Below are 19,136 nucleotides of genomic sequence, written 5' to 3'. Positions count from 1 at the left end.
CAAGTCGCCCGAAAGTGTATATATACGTCGTAAACGTACATGGGCTAGGAAGGTCCGCCCGAGGGAAGTGGAAACAGCTCGTGCGGTGCGTCATTGAGTCTCTTCAGCACACGGAGCAGCTCCGGATGGTCGGTCAGCTCGCCCCCCTTGTACTCCCAGGAGAACGTCAGCTGGCCGAGCCAGTCGGAGCGCTGCCACTGCGCGATCATCCCGGTCAGCTCGTCGGCCGTGGGCCAGCGCCACTGCTCGAAGGAGAATGCCTGGAGCATGCCCACGTACCGGGTGACCCCGGCCTCGCGGAGGCGATCGAGCGTGCGCGGGATCTTCGACCAGTCACACGGCTCACCAGCCAGGCACGGATAGACGTCGACACTCATCACATCCGTCGTGCCGCGGAACGCCGCGAAGTGGTCAGGCCGGTCGACGTTGACCATGGTGAAGCGGCTGGTGTTCGGGTCGAGCGAGCGCACCAGTGCTGCCCGCGCGCGGACATCGGCGGCGGCGCCCGGGCAGTTGAGGTCGGTGTTGGGCTCGTCCGCGATGAAATAGCCAGAAACCCGGGCGTCGTCGACCAGGTCGTAGCGCGCGAAGCGCCGACCGACCTCCGCGTCGGTCCAGTTCCAGCGACAACGCTTCTTGTCGTATCCGCCGAGCCACACCAGGGCGCGCTGCCCCGTGGTGACGCTCGCGACTTCGTCGGGCGTGACGTCGACCAGCGAGTAGCCGTAACGCTCGGTCGCCGGATCCGTGGTGTTGAGTGCTACGGAGAGGAACTCCCCCGGGACCGGCGCGTAGCCGACCCGCGCGGGCGGTTCGGCCGTGGGCCCGCAAGACCCCATGAGCAGGAGTCCGGCCGCCACCAGCGCGACGGTCCCGCGCCTGGCATGGAGGTAGGCCATCGGCATGTCTCCCCTGCGCCGTGGGCCATGTCAGCCAATCCGGCAAATCTGGTGAAACACCTCTTTTTGATCCTACTGAGGACCCGCAATGGAATTCAACGAAGCCCTGCGCCGCACCCTCGGTGGACACTGGCGCCTCCTCGTGCTGCTCGTCGTGCTGCCGATGGTCGTGGTGACCGCCGTCGGACTCTCTGGATCCTCGACCTACGTCTCCAAAGCCCGAGTCCAGGCCTCCGCGACACTCCCCACGACCGATGTACAGGCCAACGCCATGCTGAGCCGCGTCAGGGCTGTCGTCACCAGCGGCTCCGTCGTGAACGCGGCCCTGCGGAAGGCCGACATCACCGGACGCAGCGCCTCCGCCGTCGCCCACCGGACCAAGGTCTCCCGGCTCGGAGGGTCTGCGGTGTTCACCGTCAAGGTCACCGACCGTGATCCCCGTACCGCGGAGAAGCTCGCGGGCGCCCTGTCCGAGGAGCTCGTGGCGTTCTTCAACGGCTCGGGCAACCTGTTGACGACGGAGCTGCTGGACCGCCAGGCCGCGCTCCAGGACAAGCGGGTGCGTGTCGCCGGGCAGCTCCCGGACGCCGACAGCGCGGCCGAGTCCGGGCGGCTCACCGCCCAGCTCGGCGCCTTGGACCAGCAGCTCCTCGACGTGCAGGCGGCTCTGCGCGGGGCGCAGGCCGACGGCCTGGCCGACCGTACGGCCTCGCTGCTCTCGTCAGCGGGCGACGCGGTGGCCGTGCCACCTCTCACCGGCGTCGACCTGGCCCTCGCCGGGGCGATCGGACTGGTCACCGGGTTGCTGGCGGTGACCCTGCTGGAAGTGTTCCGACCGCATGTCGCGGGTCGTTATGCCTTCGGCCGGGAACTCGAGGCCCCCGTGCTGGGCCGGCTTCCCGCAGCACCTCGTGGCGCCCACGGCTCCGTGGACCGGCCTGCGGTGGACGACGGGACGATCGTCGCCCTGCGCCGGGCCGCCGCACGAGCCCAGTCGGAGACCATAGTGCTGACCGGGCCGGGCCCCCAGAGCCAGCTGGCCGTCCTCGCCGAGGTGCTCCAGGGCCGCATGGGCGCGGTTACGGCCGACCCACCCGCCCAGGTCCCGGCCACGGACGTGCACAACGGCCGGTACGCCGACGGCAACGGCGCCGGCGGTCGGGTACGGACACTGACGCGGGAACAGGTCCGGCAGGCCGTTGCCGCACCCAGCGCCTTCGTCGCCCCCGGCCCGGCATCCACGGTCCGGGTCCGTGCGCTGCACCAGGTCGACGACTCGGACTGCACACGGCACGCTCTCGTCGCGGTGGAGCCGGAGCTCCCGCCCTACGCCGAACTGCGCCGAGTACAGAACCTGATGGCCACGACCGGCTGGCCGCTGATCGGCATTCTGGGCGACGGCAGCCGTGGCTTCCGGGCGCGCACGCGGCCGGAGCGTGCCTGATGCGCGGCGTCCTGATCCAGGCGGGGCAACGGCTGCTGGTCGACTGCCGGTGGCCTCCCCTCTCGCCGCTGCTGATCGAGGCGGGCGCCGACGCGTGGCGGCCCGCGGGGAAGGGCGCGGCAGATGTGTACCTGGAGGCGCAGGCGGGGCACACGCCCTTCGACGTACGAGGCTGGGAGACCCTCGCCCGGGACGCCTTCGTCCGGGACGGAGCAGTGGTGCTGCGCAACGCCTGCGGCAGCGGGTTCGACCTGCTGCTGGCCACGGACGTCGACCGGCTGCGGGTCGTGGCACGCTGGCGGCCACCGGTAAAGGAACGAGCAGCCGCGCATCTGCTCCGGTCCCGCTTCCATCTGCTGGCCCGGGCCACGCTGTTGCAGTATCCGGCCCTGTGGTGGGCCGGATGCCGGGATTTCACGCCGTTGCACGCCTCGGCCCTCACGATCGGACCGGCGGGAGCAAGCAGGGCGCGGGCCCGATGCCCGACGGTGTTGCTGGTCGGCCCCGGCGGAACGGGCCGGTCCACCCTGCTGCTGGGCGCCGTGACAGGAGGAGGCCGGTCCTGCTCGGACAACCTCGGTGTGACGGACGGCCGGGTTGTGCACGGCCTGGTCGAACCCATGCGGGTGCGGGGAGGCGGCGGTCGGCGGATGGCCCACGGGCGAACCGAGCAACCGTTGCCGGGGCGGGTGGACTCGCTCTGCCCGGACCGGCTCGTCGTCCTGCGCCGAATCTCCCGGGGCCGCCCCGAGGTGCGCGCCCTCGATGCCGCGCAGGCGGCGCGGGCGCTGGTCGCAGCCACCTACGCGGCCGGGGAACTGCGCCGCTACTGGCCCTTCGCGGCTGTGATGGCGCTGGGCACCGGCCTGGGACCACCCCACCCTCCGATCACAAAAACCGCGTCACGGATCACAGAACGACTGCCCGCGTACGAGATCGTGCTCGGCGACCGGCCAGAGGAGGGGCTCGCCGCCCTGTACGACGTGGCGGCCCGGGGCCCGGAACAGATGGAGGCGCTGCCATGAGGAGACTGCACGTGGCCACCCTTGTCACCCGTTTCGAGGCCGGGGCCGGCATCGTCGCACTGCGCGGGGCCCAGGCCCTGGACCCTGCCCGGTACCGGACGACCGTCATCACCGGCCGGGGCGACCGGCTCCTCGGCCTCGCCGCCGACTCCGGGATCGAGGTACTCGTCGAGCCGTCGCTGCGTTCCCCGGTCTCGCCTGGGGACGACCTGCTCGTCCTGCGCCGGCTGACCGGGCTCTTCCGCCGTTCGAAGTTCGACGTCGTGCACACCCACAGCGCCAAGGCCGGCACGCTGGGGAGGCTGGCCGCGCACCGGACCGGGGTGCCTCGCATCGTGCACACCTTCCACGGCCTGCCCTACCACGAGTTCCAGTCCGCGCCGCGACGTGGCACGTACATCGCGATCGAACGGCGGGTGGGCCGGTACACCGACGTGGCGCTGTGCGTGGGCACGGCTGTCGCGGTCGAGGTGGTCCGGCGAGGGCTGGTGCCGCCCGAGCGGGTCCGCACCATCGGCGTTCCGGTCGACCTCGAGGTACCGGTCCGCACACCCGCTACCCGGGCCCAGGCGCGCGCGGAACTCGGTCTGCACCGCCCCGGTCCCGTGGTGGGAGCAGTTGGCCGGCTCGCCTACCAGAAGAACCCCGAAACCTTCGTACGTGCCCTGGCGGCACTCGGCCGCGCCGACGTGACCGGAGTGTGGGTCGGCGGTGGTGAACTGGCGGCGCGGGTGCGCGAGTCGGCGGCGCGAGGGCGGGTCCCCCTGATCCTCGCCGGGGAACGGGCGAACGTACCCGCTCTGCTGCCCGCGTTCGACGTGTTCGCACTGCCGAGCCGCTACGAGGGCCTCCCTGTCGCCGTCGTCGAGGCGATGGTCGGGGAGGTCCCGGTCGTGGCCACCGCCGTCAACTCGGTGCCGGACGTGGTGGTACCGGGCCGGACGGGGTTGCTCGTGCCCCCGCAACGCCCGGATCTGCTCGCCCGCGCGATCGGCTGGCTACTGGACCACCCGCGGGAGGCAGCCCGAATGGCCGCCGAGGCCCACGCACGGATCGGTGACGCCTTCAGCGCCAAGGCACTGGGGGAAGAACTGACAGCCGCATACGCAACCCCCTGAGTCCGAGGAGCTCTCCCGTGCATGTCGACATCATCACCAGCCCGGACAGCGGATCACGGACCGGCCTCACCGTGTTCGACAGCGCTGCCACCCCGGCCGACCCGGTACTGCTGGCCCGGGTCCGGCGCGGTACCGAGACTGCCGATCTGGCCGCGCCGCCGGTGGTCTTGCCGGACTTCTGCCACAAGGGCAAGTCGGAGCTGCCGTCGAGCATCGCGGTGGCCACCAGGGGTGCGATCCGGCCCACCCTCACCGACGCCGCACTCAACTGCGGGATGGCGCTGGCCGTGCTGGACGTGCCCCGGCCGTCGCGGGCCGCCGTTGAGGACTTCTACCGACGGGTGCGGCAGCGCTATCCCGACCCGCCGAGCTGGGCCTTCGAGCTGACCCGCGACGAGGTGCTCCGCGCGGCCGTCGAGGGTGCCCGGTTCGCCGCCGAGCGGTTCGGCGTGGATGCCGCGGACCTCGACCGCGTCGAGGAGTTCGGGCATCTGCCGGTCGACGAGTACGGCGGTGCCCGGCGCGCCCGCCGAGAACTGCCCTGGATCTGTGTGCAGTTGGCACGGCTGAGGTTCGGCGGTATCGGACCCAGCACGCATTTCCTGGAGCTGCAGGAGGTCGAGGAGGTACTGGAACCGGAGACGGCCCGACGGCTGGGGCTGCACCAAGGGCAAGTGACCGTGCAGTTCCACAACGGCGGCGGTGTACTGACCGGCCAGATCGGCGCGCTCTACGCCCGCCGCCAGGCCGCGTCCCGGCTGCTGCGCGCGGAAATGGCCGTGCAGAGACCGGTGACGCATCTGCTGCGAGGGGGTCGGCCGACCGAGCTGCGACGGCGGTACGAGACCTACTTCCACAGCGGATGCCCCTCTGTGCCGATCGAGGGCGACGAGGGACGACGGGTGCTGCTGGCACAGCGGCTCGCCATGAACTATGGGTTCGCCTACCGGCTGGCCACCTTCGCCACGCTACGGGCCTTCGTCCGCGTGGCCTTCGGCGCGTCGCTGCGGTTGGTGGTGGACTCCCCGCACAACTCCGTCTACGAGGAACTCGTGGAAGGCGAGCCGGCGTTCGTGCATCGCCACAACGCGGCCCGTGCCTGGCCCCCGGAACTGATGACGGGCCACCCTGTGTTCTCCCACACCGGCCAGCCGCTGCTGGTCCCTGGCACCAATCGCACCTCGTCGTTCCTGTGCGTACCGGCGTCCGCAGCGAGCCGCAGCCTCTACACGGCCTGTCACGGCACGGGCAGCATCATCAGCGCGTTCGAGCGCAGTGGCCGCAGCGGGCCCGACCCCCGGCACCGGCACACCCTTCGCTTCACCTACGACCGGGCCACACCCCGCTCCGTCCCCCAGCTGGACGACGCCGGGGTTGACGCGGCGCTCGCCATTCTGTCGGACAACGGCCTGGTGCGGCCGGTCGTCCGACTCCGGCCGTTCGCGGTGCTGTCATGAAGGCCACAGCACTGTCATCGGCGGTCGGTCAGGATGAGCTGCTCCCTCCCGGGCGTCGCTACCTGGCCCTGCCGTCACGTCGGCATCCGATCGTGGTGGCCGAGGACCGCCCTCAGGTGCTGGCCTATCTGCGCCGGTCGCTGCTCGCCGTGCCGCCCGCGCTCCCGGGATGGCTGTATCCGGCCGCCCGCACGGCACTGTCGGTACCCGCGGTGCGTCGGTGCGTGCCGGGACTCACCATCGACCGACAGCGGATCACCGTCGCGCCGAGCCCGGTCGCCGACCTGCTCGCCGGGGCCGGGCCGTTGCTCCTGCTCCGTCACAGCCACGACCCGGACGCCTGCCTCGTCGTGCTCGTGTTCCCCCCGAACGGCGCGCTGCCCGCGCTGGCCCTGAAGGTCCCGACCGGGCCGGGCGCCGTTCCGGGCATCGTCCGCGAGGCAGACCAGCTGGCGGCCGTGGCCGCGCTGCCCCTGGGCCCCCTGCGGCCGACCGTGCCCGAGATCCTGGATCTGCCCCGGCACACGGGTTTCCCCACGCTGCTCACCACTGCCCTCCCCGGGACGTCGATGCTGGCCGCCTACCACCGGCCGGGCCATCACGCGCGGCCCGCGCCCGTGCACCGGGACTTCGCGGCGGCCGCCCATTGGCTCGCCTCCCTGCAGTCGGCCACTTCCACAGGGACCGCGCCACTCGACCTGGCGCCGAAGACCTTCGACGCTCTGGAGGAGAGACTGGCCGGCGAACGCGTCCGCGCGGAACTGCGGTTCCTGCGCCGGCGGTTGCGCCGGTGCACGGCACCCCTGACCGCCGCCCACGGCGACTTCTGGCCGGGCAACATCCTGCTGCAAGGAGACCGTGTCACCGGCGTCGTCGACTGGGAGAACGCCCGCACGGCGGGAAACCCGCTCGCCGATCCCGCCAGATTCGTGGTGGCCTACTGCGAGTATCTGGACCGCCGTACCCGTCCTGGACACCGGGTGCCCGGGCACCCGGGCCTCGTCGCCGGACGACCGGGCGCCGCTCTGGCGCTGGCGCTGGACGGCACCGGCTGGTATTCGCGGCTGGTCCGCCGTTTCCTGGCAGGGACGCTGCGCAGGCTGGGCCTGCCCGCGCAGTGCGGCCGAGACGCCGTACTGGCGGAAGTGGCCGCGATCGCGGCCGAGGCGACGGATCCGGAGTTCGCCGACGCGCAGGTCCGGGCGTTCACCCGCCTGGTGTCTTCCCGGGAGCCGTCATGACCACCCTGACCACGACCGGCCGCCCCGCCACCGTGCCGTACGAGGCCTTGGGACGGACCACGGCCGCCGCCGCTTGCGCCGCGATGGTGTTCCAGCCGGTGCTGCGCCCTGCGGGCCCCGGTAACAGCGCGCCGGTGGACGTGTTCACGATGGCCACCGTGGTGTTGAGCGTGCTGTGGGCGGCGACCTGCGGTCGGCGGCTCGGCGTGCCGTACGGCCTCGCCTGGGCCCTGTTGCTGCTGAGCGGCGCCATCGCGGGCCTGGCCGGACCGCTGCCTGGCCTGTCACTCATGAATCTCGCCAGGGAGGTACTGCTGCTGGCCTGGTGCGTCGCCCTGTTCAACATCGCGCGCCGGCCCGGAGTCCTGCGGCTGCTCACCGCCGCCCTCGCCTACGCGGCCGTGTTCTGGGCGTCGGTGTTGGTCGCCGCCACCCTGCTGGGCCTCACCGGCATCGAGGGCGTCTCCCCCACCGAGGGCGACCGCAAGCTGTTCACGCTCGGCGACCCGAACTACGCGGCCACGTACTGGGTGGTGTCGCTGTTCATGGTGTACGCGGCCCGGCGTCCGCGCACCCCGCTGTTGCGCTGGTACGGCTATGTGATGCTGCTCTGGGCGCTGCTGCTCAGCCAGTCCAACGGCGGCGTCCTGGAACTCTGCGTCGGCTTGCTCTTCCTGGCCGCGTACAAGGCGTATCAGGCCTCCAGGGCGCACCCCGGCAGCGGTCCGATCGCGGCGGGCGCGCTGGTGCTCGCGGTAGTGATCACGGTTGGAGCCTCGGCCGCCGCCGCACCCTTGGCCCAGGTTCAGGAGTGGGCTCGGTTGTCGGACCGCACGGAACTGGTGAACACCCTCGGCCGTAGCGGTACGAGCACCGACCAACGCAGCACGCTGGTGCGGGAGAGCCTGGAGCTGTACCAGCCGCACTGGCTGACCGGATCAGGCCCCGGTACCACGAAACAGCTGCTGCAGGACCAGCAGTTCGCGTACGCCAAGGAAGCCCACGACGACTATGTGGCGGCTCTGGTCGAGCGTGGACCACTGGGGGTAGTGGCCCTGCTGGCACTGATGTCGGGTGCGGCCTTGCGGTGTTCCCGAGCATTGCGGGCGCCGCCCGAGAGCGGCTTCGCCGCTCAGCTGCCCCGGCCGGCCGGGCTCGTCGCGGCACTGGCCGGGCTGGCCGTGGCAGGTGCGTACTACGAGGTGCTGCACTTCCGGTTCCTGTGGGTCCTGCTGGCGCTGGTGGCCGTCCTGGCCTCTCCCGTCGACGAACCGGCGACCGACCGCGAAGGCCCGCCATGACCGGCCCCGGACCATGCCGTCCCGCCTCGGTCGGCACCGACGGCCTGGGGCGCCGCAGCATGCTCGGCAACCTCGCGGCGCAGGCCACCGCCGTCGGTGTCGTCTTCCTTGCGAGTCTGCTGGTCGCACGGCTGTCCGGGGCCGAGGTGCTCGGCGAATACGCGCTGCTGCGGATGCTGCCCTGGCTGACTGGTGTGGTGGTCAGCTGTGGGCTGCCCGTCGCCAGTGCCTACTTCCTCGCGGGCGAGCGGCGGGACGATCCCGCGCTGCGGCCCACGCTGACCCTGTTGGCCGTCGCCGGAGCAGTGCTCGGGGCGCTGCTCTGGGTGCTCTCCGTACCCGCGCTGGACGTGCTCTTCCCTACAGTGCCGGGGACGCAGCTCGTGCTGGTGGCGGTCACCGTGATCACCCAGCTGCTCACGGTGTGGGGCAAGGCGTGCTGCCAGGGCCGGGCAGACATGCGTGGCGCCGGCCTTGTCATCGTCGCCGAGGAGCTGCTCTTCCTGCCCGCCTACGGGCTGTCCTTGGCGGCCGGGTTGCACGGTTCCGACGCGGTGATCGGCGGACTGCTCGGCGGCGGGGCCGCTGCCGCCGCCGTCTCGCTGGGCCGACTGGCACACACCGGATTCGCACGGGGCTGGGGACGCCCGTCGGCCTCGCTCGGCGGCGAGGTGCTGCGCTACGGGGCGCGCGGTCAGCTCGGGAACCTGTTGATGCTGGTCAATCTGCGGTTGGACTTCCTTCTGGTGAGCGTGCTGTCTGGCCCCGCGGTGCTCGGCGTGTATGCCGTCGCGTCGAAGTTCGCCGAGGTGATGAGACTGCCCGCCGTGGCGATGCAATATGTGCTCTATCCGCGGCTCGCCCGCGGCAGCCCCCGTCTCGCGGGCGAGGAACTCCACCGGCTGCTGCCCCGGGCCCTGGCCCTGACGGCGGCGCTGGCGCCCCCGATGGCCGCCGCGTCGGCGTTCGTGCTGCCGCTGCTGTACGGCAGGGACTTCACGGACGCGGTCGTTCCGGCCTGCATTCTGCTGGGCGGGCTGGCCGTCGAGGGCGCGACGGCCGTGTCCACCGCCTACCTCTTCGGCGTCGGCCGTCCCGGGACGAACTCCTGGGGGATGGCATGCGGTGTCGCCGTGACCGTGGTCCTGGACTTGCTGCTGATCCCGCCGTTCGAAGCAGTCGGGGCAGCGGTGGCGTCCGGCTCCGCATATCTGGTCACCGCAGTGGTGCTGGTGGCCCTGGCCCGTGTCGTGGCCGCGCGCGGCACCCGATCCGGAAGGAACCGCTATGTGCAGCGCACCCGTTCGCTCCGCCACCCCCTCCCGGCCAGGCCGCGTCGTCCTGGTCGGCGCCGTGCACGAGGCCCGGGCGGCCCTGGCCACCTTGCTCGGCTGCCCGCTCGTTCGGCTGACGGCCGTGATCACTCCGCCTGACGAGGACCGGCGAGGGCTGTCGGGCGCCGCCGACCTGACCGGCGCCGCACGTGCCGCCGGGGTCCCGGTGCTCTACGAGAGCAACCTCAACGCGCCCGCGGCGACTGAGATGGTGCATGCCCTGGATCCGGACCTGATGGTGGTCGTGGGCTGGACCAGGCTGCTCGGCCCGGGAATCCTGTCCGTCCCCCGCAACGGCTGTGTCGGCTTCCACGCTTCCCTGTTGCCCCGCCACCGCGGCCGCGCACCGGTCAACTGGGCGATCCTGCGCGGCGAGCCGGTCACCGGCAACACCATGCTGCTGCTGGACCCCGGTGCGGACACCGGCGACATCGTCGACCAGGTCCGCATCCCCATCGCTCCGGACGACACCTGCGGCACGGTGTACGACCGTGTGGCCCGGGCGGGCGCCGCGATGTTGCGCACCCATCTCCCGGCCCTGCTCGTCGGCACCGCACCGCGCCGCGCCCAGAACCCCTCCGAAGGAGACGTGCTGCCCCGTCGCACGCCCGGCATGGGAGTGATCGACTGGGATCGTCCGGCGTGTGCGGTGCACAACTGGGTGCGCGCGCTCACCACTCCGTATCCGGGCGCGTTCGGGCTGCTGGGGGGCGAGCGAGTGATGGTCTGGCGCACCCGTCCGCCGACAGGCGACGAGCCCGGAGGGCCGCCCGGTGCCGTGCTCGCCGTCGGGCCCGAAGGCGTCCGTGTGGCGACGCGTGAGGGCAGCGTCCTGGTCACCGCCATGGGCGGCCCGGACGAGCCCCCGCAGCCCGCGGCAGACTGGTCCTGCCGGACCGGGGTGCGGCCGGGCACCCGGTTCGCGGCGGTGCCGCCCGCGGTGTCCCGGTGGGTGCTGGGTGAGGGGCCACGTCCCGAAGGAGTGGCGCGATGAGCACCGTTCTCGTTCTGGCGGCGCATCCCGACGACGAACTGCTCGGCGTGGGCGGCACTCTGGCCCGACACGTCCGCAGCGGCGACGCGGTGCACGCCGTCGTACTTGCCGAGGGCGCATCGAGCCGGTACCGGTCGGGGCTCGCCGAAGACCTCGCCAAGTCGGCGCAGCGGGCCGCCGAGGTGCTTCGACTGTCTTCGCTGGAGCTGTGGGACCTGCCCGACCAGCGGCTGGACACTCTTCCCCTGATCGACGTGGTACAGCGCATGGAAGCCGTCGTGAACGGCATGCGCCCCGACCTTGTCTACACCCACTTCCCCTGCGACGTGAACGCCGACCACGGGGTCGTGGCGCGTGCCGCCTGGACGGCCTGCCGACCCTATGTCCTGCCGCGGCTGCGCCGGTTCGCGGTGTTCGAGACACCGTCGTCCACGGAGTGGGCGTGGGCGGCGGGCTCTCCCTTCACGCCGTCGCTCTACGTCGACGTCAGCGACACCCTGGACACCAAACTGGAGGCGATGGCCTGCTACAAGACGGAACTGCGTCCGCCTCCGCACCCGCGATCGCTCGGCGCCCTACGTGAACGGGCAGCCTACTGGGGGAGTCAGGTCGGGCGGCAGGCGGTGGAGCCCTTCCAGATCCTGCGAGAGGTGTGCTGACCATGTCGACCGTCCGGCAGGACAGCGCACGGCGACGCTCGGCCGACATCGCCGTCGCGCTGCTGCTTCTCACGCTGTTGCTGGTGCCCTTGATCCTGCTCGCCGTCCTGGTGCGGTGCACCAGCCGGGGACCCGCCGTCTACCGGCAGTGGCGGGTGGGCCGTGGCATGCGTCCGTTCTCCATCATCAAGTTCCGTTCGATGACGCTCGACGCCGACCGGACCGGGCCCGCGGTCAGCGGTTGCGAGGACCCGCGGGTCACGCGGGTTGGCCGCTGGCTGCGGCGCACTCGGCTCGACGAACTCCCGCAGCTGGTCAACCTTCTTCGGGGTGACATGACACTCGTCGGTCCCCGTCCGGAGGTCGAACGGTTCCTTCCGTACTACACGCGGACCGAGCTGCGGCTGCTGGATGTGCGACCCGGAATCATCGGTCCCGGTGCCCTCTACGTGGCCGGGCGGGGCGGCGAGCTGGCCGATCCGGCCGAGGCCGAGAAGCGGTACGTGGAACTGCAGTTGCACCCCAAACTCGCGCTGGATCTTGACTATCTCCACGACCGGCACCTCGGCCTCGACCTGCGGTTGGTGGCCTCCGCGGTGTCCGTCAGCTGGCTCCACCCGTCTCGACCGCGTGCCAGCGCCGCCGCAGTTCGGCCTCGTTGAGGATCAGGGCGTACTGACCCCGGATGATCTGCGAGCGGACGATCGGCGCGGTGCTGAAGGAAGCGTCCGAGGCGTCCAGGTGCCGCAGGTCCAGGACCAGGTTGCGCAGATCGCTGTTGGACATGTGGTCGTCGACGCTCACCGTGCGCGTGACGGCGTCGAGCATCCTCGCGGTGCCGAGCGGGTCGGTGATGCTGACCTCGTCCCGAATCTCGGTGACCAAGCTGCGCAGGAACTGCTGTTGGTGCTTGATGCGGTCCAGCTCGCCACCCGGTACGCCGTGGCGCTGCCGGACGTACGCCAGGGCCTCCTCGCCGTCCATGACGTGGGTGCCGGCGTTGAAGTGCTGTTCCAGCACCGGGTCGTAAGAGTCCTGAGAGACCGTGATGGGGACGCCGCCGACGGCGTCGGTGAGGGCTTTGAAGCCGTGCCAGTCGATGACGCCGAAGTGGTCGACCCTGGTCATGGTGAGCCGTTCCACCGTCTCGATCATGAGAGGCGGGCCGCCCCAGGAGAATGCGGCGTTGACCTTCGCCGTCCCGTGGCCCGGGATGGCCACCCAGCTGTCCCTCGGGATGGACATGACGTCGACGCGGTGTCTGTCGGCGTTCAAGTGCACGAGCATCAGGGTGTCGCTGCGCTGTGCGCCGTACCTCCACAGCCGGGCCGTGGCGTCGCTGCCGGTGGTGGGCTTGGTGGAGCGGCTGTCGACACCGGCCAGCAGGAAGGTCGTGCCGCCGTCGTCGGCGGTGGGTTCGGCCGGCCGCGGTCCGGTGGGGAACGCGTCGGGGATACGGGTGATCTGGTCGCCGTAGTGGCTGGTGCCCCACCAGACGGCGCCCGCCGCGAGGGAGACGAGGGCCAGAACGGTCGCGAGACCGATCAGCAGCAGGGTGCGGAAGATGTGGCGGCGTTGGTGGACGCGGGGTCTGAGCGGCCACGTCGGCCATGCGGGCGGCCTCGGTGCGCGCGCGTCCATCAGAAGTCGTCAGGGTAGGGGTCCGCCAAGGCTGTGTGCGCGCGCTGGGCGGGTTCGTGCGCGGGGAACCCCGGCAGCAGTTTGGCGAGGACGCGGCGCACCTCTGCGGAGTCGTTGCGATCGGCCGCGGTGTAGAGGTCGGGGAGCAGCTCGGGCAATGGGGTTTCGTCGGCCGTGGAGAGCGCGGAGAGAATGCGCGGATGGGCGGTGCGCTCGTGCTGTTCGTGTGCCGCGAAGAGCGTCTCGTTGAGTTTCTCTCCGGGCCTGAGACCGGTGAAGCGGATGTCGACGTCCGGTACATGGACGGAGTGGGCGAACTTGCGGACGAGATCGACGATCCGAACCGGACTGCTCATGTCCAGGACGAAGACCTCACCGCCCTCGGCCATGCGGGCCGCCTCCAGGACGAGACCGACAGCCTCTTCCACGGTCATGAAGAACCGGGTCACGTCGGGGTGAGTGACGGTCACCGGGGACCCGCTGCTGATCTGCTGAGCGAGGACCGACAGCAGTGAGCCACGGCTGCCGAGGACGTTGCCGAAGCGGACGGCGGTGAACACGCTGCCCGGCGGAGCGCCGTCCTGGGCCTGCCGGACCAGGAGTTCGGCCAGATGCTTGGTGGCGCCGAGAACCGATACCGGGTCGGCGGCCTTGTCCGTGGAGATCAGGACGAAGCGTTCCGTCCCCGCCCGCGACGCGGCTTGCAGCAGGTTCTCGGTGCCGCGCACGTTGGACTTCACGCCCTCGCACGGATGGAGCTCCAGCAGGGGCAGGTGCTTGTGGGCGGCGGCGTGGAAAACCACGTCGGGACGGAGTTCGCGGAACACCTGGTCGATGCGAGGACGGTCACGAATGTCGGAGATGACGATGTCGTCGCTGCACAGGGCGTCACCATAGAGCTCGAGTTGCAGGCTGTGCAGGTTGGACTCGTCGTGGTCCAGCAGGAAGAGCCGACCGGGGCCGAACGCGCGTACCTGGTGGCAGAGTTCGCTGCCGATGGAGCCTCCGGCGCCGGTGACGAGCACGCGACGCCCGGCGACGACGGCCCGTGCGTCGGGGCTGACGATGTGCATTTCGGCGCGACCGATCAGCTCGCTCACGTCCAGTTCCCGCATGTCACTGCCGACGACGTCACGGCGGAGGGCGGCGATGAACGACGGCAGGTAGCGCACGCTCGCCCCGGCGGCCTCAGCCGCGCGGGCGACCCGGCGGAAGTGGTCCGGGGCGAGTCCGGGGATGGCCACGACGACCGCTTCGATCCCTTGGTCGAGGACGGTGGTCCGGGTGGCGGCCAGTTCCCCCAGTACCGGCAGTTCGGCGACGGCACCGCCGAGCTGTTTGGCGGGGTCGTCGTCGAGGAACCCGACGGGCTCCAGCCCGAACTCCGGAGTCCTCGACAGATCCCGGGCCAGTGCCCGGCCGGCCTCCCCCGCGCCGATCACCAAAGTGCGCAGGGCCGTCGGCCGGAGGGCCGCCGCGGTCCGCTGACCGCCGCCGAGCCGGGCCAGTCCGGCGCAGACGCGGTCCACGGCCTGTTCGCCGAGGCCGGGGTGGAGCGGGAGCGACAGCAGTTGGGGAAAGAGTTCGTCGGCGCCGGGCAGTCCGCCGGGCGGCACGAGTGCCCTGCTACGGAGGTGCGGCAGATGGTGCAGCGGGACGAAGTGCACGGAGGTACCGATGCCGTCGGCGGCGAGCCGCTCGACGAGTTCGTCCCGGGCGGTTCCGTACCTCTCCAGTATTCGGACCACGTAAAGGTGCCGGGCGTGCCGCCCCGGGGCGGCGGACCGCAGCGGCTCGATGCCGGGCACCGCCCGCAGCGCGGCGTCGTAGCGGTCGGCGACCGCGTGGCGGCGCTCCTGCCAGGTCCCGAGGTGGCGCAGCTGGGCGCGTCCGATGGCGGCCTGGACATCGGTCATGTTGGCCTTGAGCCCCGCTTCCTCCACGGTGTAGTGCCAGCTGCCACCCGGCAGATGGCGTCGCCAGGCATCGGTGGACATGCCGTGCAGCCGGGCCCGCCGAATCCATTCGGCGAGGTCGGGATCGTCGGTGGTGACCATGCCGCCCTCGCCGATGGGCAGGTTCTTGGTGGCGTAGAAGCTGAAGCAGGTTGCTCGCGACAGGGCGCCCACCGGGCGGTCGCCCAACGTCGCGCCCAGGGCGTGCGCGGCGTCCTCAACGACGTGAGTCAGCGGCAACCGCGCGGCCTCGGCGAGTTCGGCGACGGGGGCGGGCGCTCCCGCGTAGTGCAGGACCATCATCGCGTGGGGGCAGCCGCAGGCCCGTGCCGCGTGGGCGACGGTGGTCGGAGTCGGCATGGCGGTACGCGGGTCGACGTCGACGAGCACGGGACGCAGCCCGGCGTGCAGCACGGCTTGGGCCGCGCCGCAGAAGGTGATCGCAGGCACCAGGACGTCGGCACCGGGTGGTAGCCGCAGTGCGCGCAACGCCAGTTCCAGCGCTGCGGTGCACGAACTCACCGCGACGGCGTGGGCGGCCCGGACATGCGCGGCGAACTCCCGCTCAAAAAGCTCCGTCTCCGGCCCCATGGTCAACCATCCGGACATGAGGACTCGCTGGGCGGCCCGTCGCGCCTCGGCGGTGATCCGAGGAGCGGCGAAGGGCACCGCGGGTTCCTCCCGGCGGTGCGCCACGCGGGCGTCGACCGGGGTCGCGCCGTTGAGAGCAGGCTGCGCGTGATCGTTCCGTTCCTGCCGGGGCCGCAGCCGATGGACTGTCATTTCTCGCTCCGCGGTTCTGACGCGTCGTGGGGATGACGGTGACCGCCATACGCACCAAAAGCGTATATTTACGCCGTATACATACACCTTGCCCTCGGACGTGCGTAGAGTCAACAGAAGGGGTGCGACCGATTAGCCCAAGGAGAGTCATGGCCAGGAATCAGGCAAAGGCCCAGAACAGGGCCGAGCCCCCCGCACCGGCCCGCCGCGCCAGCGACCGCGGCCGCTACGGCCGCCTCAACCGCGAACGCGTCCTCGCCAGCGCCCTCGACCTCGTCGACCGCGAGGGCCTCACCGCGCTGAGCATGCGCCGCCTCGGCGCGGAGCTCGGTGTCGAGGCGATGGCCCTCTACCGGTACGCGGCCGGCAAGGACGCCCTCCTGGACGGCCTGGTCGAGGCGCTCCACCTGGAGCTGGAGGAACGGCTCGCGGCCGACAAGGCCGCCTCCACCTGGCAGGCCGAGCTCGGGCGCATCGCCCGCGCGACCTACGACGTCTGCCTCGCCCACCCCCAGGTCGTGCCGCTGCTCTCCACCCGCATGCTCGCCGTACCCCTGGCCCGGCGGCCGCTCGCGACCCTGCGGCACCACGAGCGAGTGATCGCCCTGCTGGAGGAGGCCGGGCTCGGGACGGACCGTGCCGCCGCCGTGTTCCGTGCCTTCACCGCCTGGGTGCTGGGCTATGTCTCCGTCGAGCTCCAGGCCATGGTCGACAACCCCGAGGAGCCCGATCCCGCGTTCCGCCTCGGCCTGCACCACATGCCGCCCCAGGAGCTGCCCCGGCTGCGCGCGGCCGCTCCCGCCCTCGCGGAACGGGGCGGCCCGGAGGGGCTGGTGGCGGGACTGGACGCGCTGCTCGACCGTTTCACCGGGGAGGCGTGAACCGCCGGTTCGTCCCAGGGACGGGCCGGTTGGGCCCACCCCTGTGAAAGGCGGGACAGGCACGCCGTACAACCGTTCGGCGCCGACGGTCGTCTGATCTTCGGGAACGCGTTCCCCGAGGTTCATCCGCCCGTCACCACCCCCCACCGCCGCGAAGGACCCTTCATGCGCCACGCCGCACCCGGCACCCGTACGCTCCGACAGGCCACCGGCGCCGTCGGCGCCCTCGCGCTGATGGCACTCGGCGCCGCACCCGCCGTCGCCGCCGACCCCGCCCCCACGCCCCACCTGGTGCTGGGCGAGATGGCGCCGAAGGTCGACGGCCTGAAGCCGGGCGGCACCTATGACGTCGGCCCGGTCACCTTCACCAACACCGGCACCGCGGCGCTCGACAAGGTCTACCTCCAGTACGCGGTCACCCGCGGCCTGAGCCATACGGAACTGCCCTCCAACTGCGTCCGCTACGACGTCGGTTCCTACGACGAGCTCCCGGAGAAGTCCTACGCCATCTGCGAGTTCGACCAGACGGTGGAGCCGGGCGTCGTCTACGCCCCCGAGAAGGCGCTGACGCTCGACGTCCTCGACTACGCGCTGCACGACGAACTCCGCGTGGTGGTGGACGTCGACGGCTCGCTCCCCGGCGACGAGACCGGCCGGCCGGTGCCCGGCACCGGTCCCGCGGTGAAGCTCGTCGAGAAGCCCGACGCGACCCCGGCCGAGCAGGGCAGCGGCGAGCACGAGGGCTGGGACGACGCCAACGTCTCGGTGAACGCGGCGAACACCGCCGACCTCCAGCTGACCGGCAACACCCTCAGCGGCAAGGTCGGCGACACGGTGGCGCTGGAGGTGAAGCTCACCAACGCCGGCCCCGGCTGGGTCCTCGGCGAGCTGGACAACTCCGTGACGAAGGTCCGCGTCACCATCCCGGCGGGCACCACCGTCACCAAGGAGGCGCCCTGCACCAAGGTCGGCGCCGGGGTCTACGAGTGCGGCACCGCCCAGCGCTGGCTCAAGGAGAACGCCGTCGAGCGGCGCACCTTCAAGCTGCGCATCGACAAGGCCGTCACCGGCGCCAAGGCCTCGGCGAAGCTGACGGGGCAGGCCCGGCCGTACGACAAGAACCCGGAGAACGACAGCATCACCCTCCCGCTCGACGTCACGGGCGGCTCGTCCGGCAACGGCGGGGGGTCGGGCGGCACCGACGGCGGCTCGTCGTCCACGGGCGGTGACTCCGGGACCTCCACCTCCGGCGGCTCCGGCTCCGGCGGCGGCTCGACCACGTCCGGCGGCTCCTCGGCCACCGGCACCTCCGGGTCCACGACCGTCGACGGCGACCTGGCCAGCACCGGTTCCGGCGCGACGCTGCCCCTCGCGGGCGCGGCCGCGGCGGCGGTCGCCGTGGGCGCGGGCGCGGTTCTGGTCGTACGACGACGCAGGGCGGCCCAGGCCCAGCAGTAACGCCCCCATCTCAAGGGAGGGAGCCCGCACCTAGTGCCCCCTCCCTTGACCCCGCACCGCCCCCGCACTCGCCACCACCACCATCCCGATCGCCCCGCACTGCGCCGCCGACAACCCCTGCCCCAGCACCAGCCACCCCGCCGTCGCCGCCAAGGCCGGTGCCAGACTCATGAGGACCGCGAACGTCGCCGCGGGCAGCCGGCGCAGGGCGAGCAGTTCGAGGGTGTACGGCACCCCGGAGCTGAGCACCGCGATGGCGAGGCCCAGCCCGAGCACGCCCGGCGCCAGCAGCGCCGCCCCCGACGCCCCGATGCCCAGCGGCAGGCTCACGAGCGCGGCGACGCCCATCGCGATCGCGAGACCGTCCAGGCGCGGAAAGCGGGCGCCCGCACGGGCGTTGAGCAGGATGTACGCCGCCCACATCGCCCCGGCGCCCAGCGCGAACGCCACTCCGCCCGCGTCGAGGCTCCCGAAGTCGCCGCCGCTCAGCAGACACACCCCGGCGAGGGCGAGACCGGCCCAGAGGAAGCTCGCCGCACGCCGCGAGAGCAGCACCGACAGCAGGAGCGGGCCGAGGACCTCCAGGGTGACGGCCGCGCCCAGCGGGATGCGGGCGATGGACTGGTAGAAGAGGAGGTTCATGCCGCCGAGGGCCAGGCCGAAGCCGGTGACCACCGCCCAGTCGGTGCGCGCGTGGCCGCGCAGCCGGGGCCGGGTGACGGTCAGGAGCAGCATCGCGGCGAAGGCGATCCGCAGGGCCACCGTGCCGAGCGCCCCGGCGCGCGGGAACAGGAGCGCGGCGCAGGCCGATCCGAACTGCACCGACACCGAACCCGCCAGCACGAGGCCGACGCCGGCCAGGCTGCCGCGCCCCGCGGGATGCCGTACGAGAGGGAGTGAGCGGGTCGCCGTGGTGGTCATGGCGTTCACGCTAAGCAGTCGGCGG

Annotated in this window: 16 protein-coding genes; 12 read left to right on the top strand and 4 right to left on the bottom strand. The window is 71.9% G+C overall.

What is annotated here, in order from left to right:
• Positions 1 to 44 precede the first annotated feature (44 nt).
• The gene (locus CRP56_RS35950) at positions 45 to 899 is read right to left on the bottom strand and encodes a hypothetical protein (protein ID WP_097271213.1); all 855 of its coding nucleotides are present in this window, start codon (positions 897 to 899) and stop codon (positions 45 to 47) included.
• Positions 900 to 987: 88 nt separating this feature from the next.
• Between CRP56_RS35950 and CRP56_RS35945 the strand changes: the two genes are divergently transcribed.
• Genes CRP56_RS35945 through CRP56_RS35900 form a run of 10 tightly spaced genes read left to right on the top strand, consistent with a single transcriptional unit; the run spans position 988 to position 12,134 of the window.
• Complete coding sequence (locus CRP56_RS35945; RefSeq protein ID WP_097271211.1) at positions 988 to 2,343, top strand: hypothetical protein; 1,356 nt, start codon at positions 988 to 990, stop codon at positions 2,341 to 2,343.
• Entirely contained in the window at positions 2,343 to 3,368 is a 1,026-nt protein-coding gene (locus CRP56_RS35940) for a hypothetical protein (RefSeq protein WP_097271209.1), read from the top strand. The genes CRP56_RS35945 and CRP56_RS35940 overlap by 1 nt, the downstream gene beginning before the upstream one ends.
• 11 nt (positions 3,369 to 3,379) lie before the next feature.
• A complete protein-coding gene (locus CRP56_RS35935) occupies positions 3,380 to 4,486 on the top strand; it encodes a glycosyltransferase (protein ID WP_218878004.1) in 1,107 nt (368 codons plus the stop codon).
• A 17-nt stretch (positions 4,487 to 4,503) separates the two neighbouring features.
• The gene (locus CRP56_RS35930; RefSeq protein ID WP_179851204.1) at positions 4,504 to 5,943 is read left to right on the top strand and encodes an RtcB family protein; all 1,440 of its coding nucleotides are present in this window, start codon (positions 4,504 to 4,506) and stop codon (positions 5,941 to 5,943) included.
• Positions 5,940 to 7,184, top strand: a complete 1,245-nt coding sequence (locus CRP56_RS35925) for a phosphotransferase family protein (protein ID WP_097271204.1) — start codon at positions 5,940 to 5,942, stop codon at positions 7,182 to 7,184. Before CRP56_RS35930 ends, CRP56_RS35925 begins: the two co-directional genes overlap by 4 nt.
• Entirely contained in the window at positions 7,181 to 8,485 is a 1,305-nt protein-coding gene (locus tag CRP56_RS35920; RefSeq protein WP_097271202.1) for an O-antigen ligase family protein, read from the top strand. Before CRP56_RS35925 ends, CRP56_RS35920 begins: the two co-directional genes overlap by 4 nt.
• Positions 8,482 to 9,918 (top strand): lipopolysaccharide biosynthesis protein, encoded by a 1,437-nt coding sequence (locus CRP56_RS35915; RefSeq protein WP_097271200.1) that lies wholly within the window; start codon positions 8,482 to 8,484, stop codon positions 9,916 to 9,918. The genes CRP56_RS35920 and CRP56_RS35915 overlap by 4 nt, the downstream gene beginning before the upstream one ends.
• Positions 9,902 to 10,813 carry a methionyl-tRNA formyltransferase gene (locus CRP56_RS35910; RefSeq protein ID WP_179851203.1) on the top strand — a complete coding sequence of 304 codons (912 nt, stop codon included), beginning with the start codon at positions 9,902 to 9,904 and terminating at the stop codon, positions 10,811 to 10,813. The genes CRP56_RS35915 and CRP56_RS35910 overlap by 17 nt, the downstream gene beginning before the upstream one ends.
• Positions 10,810 to 11,472, top strand: a complete 663-nt coding sequence (locus CRP56_RS35905; RefSeq protein ID WP_097271196.1) for a PIG-L deacetylase family protein — start codon at positions 10,810 to 10,812, stop codon at positions 11,470 to 11,472. The genes CRP56_RS35910 and CRP56_RS35905 overlap by 4 nt, the downstream gene beginning before the upstream one ends.
• Before the next feature lie 2 nt (positions 11,473 to 11,474).
• Complete coding sequence (locus CRP56_RS35900) at positions 11,475 to 12,134, top strand: sugar transferase (RefSeq protein ID WP_097271194.1); 660 nt, start codon at positions 11,475 to 11,477, stop codon at positions 12,132 to 12,134.
• Here the strand turns inward: CRP56_RS35900 and CRP56_RS35895 are convergent.
• Both CRP56_RS35895 and CRP56_RS35890 read right to left on the bottom strand, forming a co-directional pair.
• Positions 12,076 to 13,113 carry an LCP family protein gene (locus CRP56_RS35895; RefSeq protein ID WP_257041456.1) on the bottom strand — a complete coding sequence of 346 codons (1,038 nt, stop codon included), beginning with the start codon at positions 13,111 to 13,113 and terminating at the stop codon, positions 12,076 to 12,078. The genes CRP56_RS35900 and CRP56_RS35895 overlap by 59 nt on opposite strands.
• Positions 13,113 to 15,851: a DegT/DnrJ/EryC1/StrS family aminotransferase gene (locus CRP56_RS35890; protein WP_097271192.1), complete on the bottom strand. Its 2,739-nt coding sequence runs from the start codon at positions 15,849 to 15,851 to the stop codon at positions 13,113 to 13,115. The genes CRP56_RS35895 and CRP56_RS35890 overlap by 1 nt, the downstream gene beginning before the upstream one ends.
• Positions 15,852 to 16,000: 149 nt before the next feature.
• Here CRP56_RS35890 and CRP56_RS35885 point away from each other — a divergent pair, with 149 nt between their 5' ends.
• Positions 16,001 to 16,732 carry a TetR/AcrR family transcriptional regulator gene (locus CRP56_RS35885; protein ID WP_097271190.1) on the top strand — a complete coding sequence of 244 codons (732 nt, stop codon included), beginning with the start codon at positions 16,001 to 16,003 and terminating at the stop codon, positions 16,730 to 16,732.
• A 165-nt stretch (positions 16,733 to 16,897) separates the two neighbouring features.
• A complete protein-coding gene (locus CRP56_RS35880) occupies positions 16,898 to 18,190 on the top strand; it encodes a hypothetical protein (RefSeq protein ID WP_097271188.1) in 1,293 nt (430 codons plus the stop codon).
• A 30-nt stretch (positions 18,191 to 18,220) separates the two neighbouring features.
• Here the strand turns inward: CRP56_RS35880 and CRP56_RS35875 are convergent, their stop codons facing one another.
• Positions 18,221 to 19,111 carry an EamA family transporter gene (locus tag CRP56_RS35875; protein ID WP_097271186.1) on the bottom strand — a complete coding sequence of 297 codons (891 nt, stop codon included), beginning with the start codon at positions 19,109 to 19,111 and terminating at the stop codon, positions 18,221 to 18,223.
• Between the last annotated feature and the right edge of the window lie 25 nt (positions 19,112 to 19,136).

Source organism: Streptomyces sp. TLI_55 (genome assembly GCF_900206255.1).
Lineage (GTDB): Bacteria > Actinomycetota > Actinomycetes > Streptomycetales > Streptomycetaceae > Streptomyces > Streptomyces aquilus.
Note: the sequence above shows the minus strand (reverse complement) of the source record. Positions and strands in the feature narration are given on the sequence as shown.